Raw genomic sequence first — 6834 nt, forward strand, 5'->3', positions numbered from 1 at the left:
ACTTTTACTATTAATTTAAACTTTTATAATATTTTTTCTAAAAAGCCCTTTGCTCGATCTGTTTTTGGGTTAGTAAAGAATTGATTTGGCTCTCCTTCTTCTATTAAATAGCCATGATCAAGGAACAGTACACGATCAGCAACCTCACGAGCGAATCCCATTTCATGCGTAACTACTGCCATCGTCATTCCTGATTGCGCAAGGTCTTTCATAACATCCAGTACCTCTTTCACCATTTCTGGATCAAGTGCAGATGTTGGCTCGTCAAATAACATTAGTTGAGGCTCCATTGCTAAAGCTCTAGCAATAGCTACTCTCTGCTTTTGCCCACCGGATAGACTGCTCGGGAAAGAAGAATCCTTATCTGTGAGTCCTACTTTGATCAACAAATCATATGCCTTTTCTTCAGCTTCTTTCTTACTGTAGCCTTTCACCTTAATCGGCGCATAGGTCAAATTCTTAAGTACAGTTAAATGAGGGAAAAGATGAAAGTGTTGGAAGACCATTCCTATTTGGCCACGGACTTTCATTATATTGGTCTTGGGATCGGTTAAGTTCTCGTTATTAATATATATGGAACCCTTTGTTGGATTTTCTAACATGTTTAAGCACCGAAGTAGGGTTGATTTTCCAGATCCCGATGGACCTATGATTGACACAACCTCTCCTTCTTTTACCTCTGCAGAGATATCTGTTAAAACTTCATTGTTTCCAAATTTTTTGTATAAGTTCTCTACTTTAATCACTAAGTCTCAGCCTCCGTTCAAGCATTTTGCCTAGCATAGTCAGACACATAACTAGCAAATAATAAATAAGTCCTACAAATAATAATGGTTCAAAGTTTCGGTATAAATCCGCACCCACTACCTGTGCACGACGCATTAAATCTAAGTATCCAATTGTCGCAACTATGGCTGATTCTTTCGTTAAGGTTATGAATTCATTCATCAATGCTGGGAGGATATTTTTCAACGCCTGCGGTAATATAATGTCTATCATCATTGACTTATAGGGTACACCTAATGCTTGTGCAGCTTCTGTTTGTCCTTTATCTACAGCCTGAATACCTGCCCTGATTATTTCTGATACATAAGCAGAAGAATTCAAACCAAAAGCCAAAACTGCAGCAGCAAATGGCTTTATATCATAGCCTGTCAGCTGAGGAACAGCAAAGTAGAAAATCATTAATTGCAGAATTAATGGTGTACCCCGGAAGATTGACGTATATACATCAGCGAACCACGTCAGTATTTTTATATTACCAATTTTGAACAACGCTAAAATTGTTCCTAGTATAAACCCAAATATAATTGCACATATAACAAATTTTAATGTTACCCATATTCCTTCTAACATAAAAGGAATATAAGGCACGATTTGGGCAAAATCCAAATTCATGCCTTACACCTCATTTCTTTATAGTTATTGTTATTTATTTTTTAACCATTTATCTTTAAGTTTCTGAAGCTTTCCGTTTTCCTCAGCTTTTTTAAGAACTTCATTTACCTTTTCAACAAGGTCACTTCCTTCTGGAAAAGCAACAGCCATACCAGGTGAACTTGAAGTCGGATCGGCAAAACCAGTCAAGTTTTGTTCTTTAATGTAACCATCTGCCACAGCTTTGTCCATATATGCAACGTCAATTCGATTAGAAAGTAGTTCTTGAATTAAAATCGGTCCATCATCAACCGTCTTTAATTGAAAGTCAACAATCTCTTTTTTAATCTTTTCAGCACCCTCTTGCTGTATCGTGCCTAACTGAGTACCGACTTTCTTACCCTTTAGGTCCTCAACTGTTTTAATATCAGATCCTTTTAATGTAACAAACATTTCACCAGAATGATTATAAGGGGTAGAGAAATCAACGTTTTTGTCTCGCTTCTCGGTAGCTGACATCCCGGCAAGTACCATGTCTACGCGGTCATTTTGTAATGCTCCTACAAGCCCGTCAAATTTCATATCCGTGATCTTAAGCTCGTATCCTAGTTCACTCGCAATATAGTTTGCTAGATCAATATCAAATCCAACAATATCTCCTGAAGGATTTCTTGATTCAAAAGGTGCAAAGTCTGCCGATGTTGCCATTTCTAAAACTTTTTCTTCTTTTTTGTTACCTGTATTTTCGCTGTCACCAGCTGCTGACTTATCAGTATTGCCACAAGCTGCTAGTAGCACTGAAATCATGATTAATAGAATCGTCTTTTTCATTGTTGTCTTCCCCCATATAGTATTAAATTTTTTTTGGTATAAATATACCTTTTAATGTCTTATTATACCTATTTATGAATTTTAACAAATTAACACCCTTCTGGGAAGTACTATTTTCAAAAAAATAATTAATAGTTTTTTTAGAAATGTCTATCTACTCATAAACTCTATTAACCTTTCTCTGTTTATCACTAAGGGATTTTTTGGTAGTCGGCACTATATTCGTAGGTTTTGTTGTTTTAATCTCTCAATTGATAAGGCTCTTCCCTTAAGTTTTGTTGCTTTTAATCTTCGCAGTTGATGCAAAGTGCTAGTTAGTGAAAACTCTTTCGACGCCGCCGTTCCGGCAGAATACTTCGCTTTCCACGGGCACGGCCTCAGTCTCCTCAGAAGCAAAGAACGCTTCTTCCGGGGTCTTCGGACTCGTGCTGTTCCCGTAGGAGTCTTCGTATTCTGCCTTCACTATGAATCCTGTATTTTCATGGGACGTTTTTCCCCTTGAAAAGAAAGCTATCTAAGCTGCGGAAAAATGCGAGACTCCAGTGGGAAAGGAACAGTCTGAAGACCCCGCAGTGAGCGGTTTTTGCTCCGAGGAGGCTGAAGCGTTCCCCACGGAAAGCGAGTGTTTTTCCGCAGCGTTTTGGATCAGCACCAATTTAGTAAAGATTGGTAGGAAATAAGAACAGCTGTTACGTCGCAGTTTATCGAATTTGTGTCAAAAAGAACAATGTTTTATAAAACAGCCATTGATAAAAACTGCAACGTAACTTACCACTACGGAAATACAGCCCAATTTCCTTATCGTTGTAACACTGCTAAATTCTTCCTTGTCCTGTGGTAAAAGTACGTGTCTGAAATCCCCACGGCCCATGGAATTAACCGTTATACGAAAGTATCATTCGTCGCAGACCTTATAGAAAAAATAATCACCTTTAAAAAACAGCCAAATCAAAAACCCCTCTATCTAGTAGAGGGGTTTTCATTAAACTCTTTCTGCACTATTTCAAGCATTTGTTTGTTTTCTATTAGATCAAATCCTGTTGAAGCAAGTGCCATAACACCTTGCGAAAGGATTTTATGGGAATTATCGGTGGTCGTTGTATCTGCGAACTCAACTGTATGTGCGATAAGACTAGGGTTATCTAAGCCAATGTATGGATGAATTGCAGGTACTACCTGACTAACATTTCCCATATCTATGGAACCATACTGACCTTTTGGCTTGCTTACTTCCTTTATACCTGAGGCTACCAGGTTATCAGTAAACAGCTTTGATAAGGTTTTATTCGTGATCATATCGTCATAACTCAACTCGTAATTACTAATGTGAACATCTGCTCCAGTCATTAGTGAAGCACCCTGAGCAACTTTTTTCACTTTCTCAACCACTTCATTTAAATAGACACGGTCTTTAGCACGGACATAAAATTGAGCTACTGCTTTTTCAGGTACAACATTTGCAGCTAGCCCACCTTCTGTTATAATCCCATGAATTCGAACATCAGACTTTACATGCTGTCGCAATGCGTTTATTCCGTTAAACAGTTGGATAACACCATCTAGTGCATTGATTCCTTGTTCAGGAGCTGCCGCGGCGTGACTTGTTTTTCCTCGAAATTCAAATTGAATAGCATCCATCGCCAATGATTCTCCGCTTTCCGTGGATTCGCCTGATGGATGTAAAATCATCGCAGCATCAATATCATTAAATACACCTTGTTCTGCCATCGGTACCTTTGCCCCATTAGTCTCTTCAGCAGGTGTGCCTAACACTACCACTTTACCTCCGACTGTTTCTATAACCTTGCTCAAAAGAACGCCCGCACCTGCACCCATTGTTCCGATCATGTTATGTCCACATCCATGACCCACACCTGGCAATGCATCATATTCTGCTAAGTACGCAATAGTCGGGCCTGGTTTGCCACTATCATATACAGCTTTAAATGCAGTTGGTCTATCTACAATTCCAGTTTCTATTTCAAATCGATGTTCTTTTAAAAATTCTACTAGTAATTTCATCGAACTAAATTCTTGATCCCCTAATTCTGGGTTGTGATATAAATAATCACTCATTTCCCAAAGCTTTGCTTCAAGTGGATTTATATGTTCTGCTAAATTATCTTTCATACTAATCCCCCTAACCTTTACCAATTTATTTGTGTTAGGTTATTTTTCCATTAACCTTCGATCGCAAGTTTCGCTTCTAGTTTTTCCAGCATGTCTTTTGTCATTTTATCCAGGTCATACTCCGCTTTAAAATCCCATTCTTTCCTAGCTGTTGAGCAATCAATCCGGTTTGGCCAACTGTCTGCGATTTTTTGTCGAACAGGATCGACATCATAGCTAAGTTTGAATGTGGGAATATATTTTTGAATAGCCTTTTCAAAGTCAGCTGGTTCAACAGAAATTGAAGTTATATTAAAAGCATTTCGGTGCTCAAGTTTACTCACATCTGCTTCCATTAATTGTATGATTGCATTTAGTGCATCTGGCATATACATCATATCCATATATGTGCCTTCCGCGATATAAGAGGTATAGGATTTATTTTTAACTGCTTCATAATAAATTTCAACTGAGTAATCCGTGGTTCCGCCACCTGGTGGTGTTACATAAGATATCAGACCTGGAAAACGAACACCACGCGTGTCTACACCAAACCGTGAATAATAATAATCACAAAGTAACTCCCCCGCTACTTTATTTATTCCATACATGGTTGTGGGACGCTGAATTGTATCTTGTGGTGTTTCGTCTTTCGGCGTGTTTGGTCCGAATGCTCCAATGGAACTTGGTGTAAAAAACTGCAGATTTAGCTCACGTGCCACCTCTAGCGCATTGACAAGCCCACCCATGTTTAATTCCCAAGCTTTTTTTGGAATAGCCTCTGCCTTTGCTGAAAGTAATGCGGCCAGATGCATTAATGTGTCTACATGATATGTTTTGCAAACTTCAAATAGACGGTCATAATCTGTGACATCCACAATTTCAAAAGGTCCATCCACTTCGTTGTGATCATCCTTCTTACGTATATCTGTGCCAATGACATTTTCTTTTCCATACGTCTCACGTAGTTTCGTTACAAGCTCAGAGCCTATTTGCCCCAATGCACCTGTTACTAAAATCTTTTTCATCGTTAAACCCCCAAAAGTTCGTTTGCATTATTATTAAGAAATAACTCCCAACTCTTTACCAACTTTTTTATAGACTTGTAATGCATCGTCCAGCATTTCTCTTGTGTGTGCAGCACTTGGCATATTGCGTACACGCCCGGTCCCTTTTGGAACTGTAGGGAATACAATCGATTTGCAGTACACTCCTTCTTCATACAATCTTTTGCTAAACTTTTGTGTAGCTAGTTCATCTCCAATAATACATGGTGTAATTGGGGTATCACTGTTTCCAATGTCAAATCCTAACTTTTTCAATCCATCTTTTAAATACTCACTATTTTTCCACAGCTTTTCATTGAGTTCTGTGCTTTCCATCAATAACTCCACTGCTTTCGTACTTGCTACTGCGTCTGCTGGCGTAACTGCTGTTGAAAACAAAAACGGGCGAGAACGAACTTTTAGCCAATCAATCAGATTTGATTTTCCAGCTACATATCCGCCTACTACACCAATTGCCTTTGATAGGGTCCCCATCTGGAAATCAATCCTGTCCTGTAAGCCGAAATGTTTAACTGTTCCAGCTCCTTTACCCATTACTCCTGATCCGTGAGCATCGTCGACGTAAGTAATTAAATCAAATTCTTCAGCAATATCTACAATTTCTGGAAGTAACGCTACATCACCGTCCATAGAGAACACACCATCGGTAATAATCATGATTTTGTTGTAGTCTCCAGACTCAACCGCTTCTTTTGCTTTTTTACGTAAATCTTCCATATCAGAATGATTAACACGAATTATTTTAGCTTTTGATAAACGGCAACCGTCGATAATAGAAGCGTGGTTCAACTCATCAGAGAGGATAGCATCATTTTTGTCCATTACAGCAGAAATTGCAGCCATATTACAATTGAAACCAGACTGGTACGCGATTGCTGCTTCTGTACCCTTGAATTCAGCTAGCTTTCTCTCAAGCTCAATATGTACATCTAACGTTCCATTGATTGTACGAACCGCGCCCGCACCAACACCGTGTGAATCAATCGCTTCTTTAGCTACCTTCTTTAAGCGTTCATCTGTTGCAAGTCCTAGATAGTTATTTGAAGACAGGTTAATTAAATCTTTACCATCTATCTTAATAATTGGACCATTAGGACCCTCTACAGGTTCTATTTCATTATAAAGACCATTTTCTTTTAAGTCCGCAATATTTTCTTCTAAAAATGAATGTAATACTTTACTAGCCATAATTATTCCTCCTTATGTAAGCGCTCTTTTTTATTAAAATCGGCATGTTTACTGATGCTTTGCTAACAATTTTAATTACCTGCTTTTCAATAAAACCTATCATTAGCAGGAAGCAGTTCCTATAACAGTTTACCATATTTCACTAGTTATGTTTAATAAGTTACATATACAGGATTGAGTCAAGTACTTGTGGGAGTTTTTTTAAGTCCCTTATTTTGTATTGATTTAGTCTATTTTTTTGATAGCGGTTTCATATTTATAT

The 6834-nt window shown here is 38.2% G+C and carries 6 protein-coding genes; all 6 read right to left on the bottom strand.

The features are described from left to right. Positions 1-23: 23 nt before the first annotated feature. A complete protein-coding gene (locus tag ACOI1D_RS13860; RefSeq protein WP_422501884.1) occupies positions 24-746 on the bottom strand; it encodes an amino acid ABC transporter ATP-binding protein in 723 nt (240 codons plus the stop codon). Then, a complete protein-coding gene (locus tag ACOI1D_RS13865; protein WP_422501886.1) occupies positions 739-1398 on the bottom strand; it encodes an amino acid ABC transporter permease in 660 nt (219 codons plus the stop codon). The genes ACOI1D_RS13860 and ACOI1D_RS13865 overlap by 8 nt, the downstream gene beginning before the upstream one ends. Before the next feature lie 30 nt (positions 1399-1428). Then, positions 1429-2208: a transporter substrate-binding domain-containing protein gene (locus tag ACOI1D_RS13870; protein ID WP_422501888.1), complete on the bottom strand. Its 780-nt coding sequence runs from the start codon at positions 2206-2208 to the stop codon at positions 1429-1431. A 960-nt stretch (positions 2209-3168) separates the two neighbouring features. Continuing rightward, positions 3169-4338 carry a M20 family metallopeptidase gene (locus tag ACOI1D_RS13875; RefSeq protein WP_422501889.1) on the bottom strand — a complete coding sequence of 390 codons (1170 nt, stop codon included), beginning with the start codon at positions 4336-4338 and terminating at the stop codon, positions 3169-3171. 50 nt (positions 4339-4388) lie between these two features. After that, a complete protein-coding gene (locus ACOI1D_RS13880; protein ID WP_422501890.1) occupies positions 4389-5345 on the bottom strand; it encodes an L-threonine 3-dehydrogenase in 957 nt (318 codons plus the stop codon). A gap of 33 nt (positions 5346-5378) precedes the next feature. After that, on the bottom strand, positions 5379-6572 hold the full coding sequence (locus ACOI1D_RS13885) for a glycine C-acetyltransferase (protein WP_422501891.1): 1194 nt from the start codon (positions 6570-6572) through the stop codon (positions 5379-5381). Between the last annotated feature and the right edge of the window lie 262 nt (positions 6573-6834).

The organism is Virgibacillus sp. DJP39 (assembly GCF_049310925.1).
Classification (GTDB): Bacteria; Bacillota; Bacilli; order Bacillales; family Amphibacillaceae; genus Virgibacillus_F.

What these genes read in the sequence shown, in the direction of transcription:
- ACOI1D_RS13865 (WP_422501886.1), bottom strand. Translation starts at nt 1,398, where the DNA reads ATGAATTTGGATTTTGCCCAAATCGTGCCTTATATTCCTTTTATGTTA.
- ACOI1D_RS13870 (WP_422501888.1), bottom strand. Translation starts at nt 2,208, where the DNA reads ATGAAAAAGACGATTCTATTAATCATGATTTCAGTGCTACTAGCAGCT.
- ACOI1D_RS13875 (WP_422501889.1), bottom strand. Translation starts at nt 4,338, where the DNA reads ATGAAAGATAATTTAGCAGAACATATAAATCCACTTGAAGCAAAGCTT.
- ACOI1D_RS13880 (WP_422501890.1), bottom strand. Translation starts at nt 5,345, where the DNA reads ATGAAAAAGATTTTAGTAACAGGTGCATTGGGGCAAATAGGCTCTGAG.
- ACOI1D_RS13885 (WP_422501891.1), bottom strand. Translation starts at nt 6,572, where the DNA reads ATGGCTAGTAAAGTATTACATTCATTTTTAGAAGAAAATATTGCGGAC.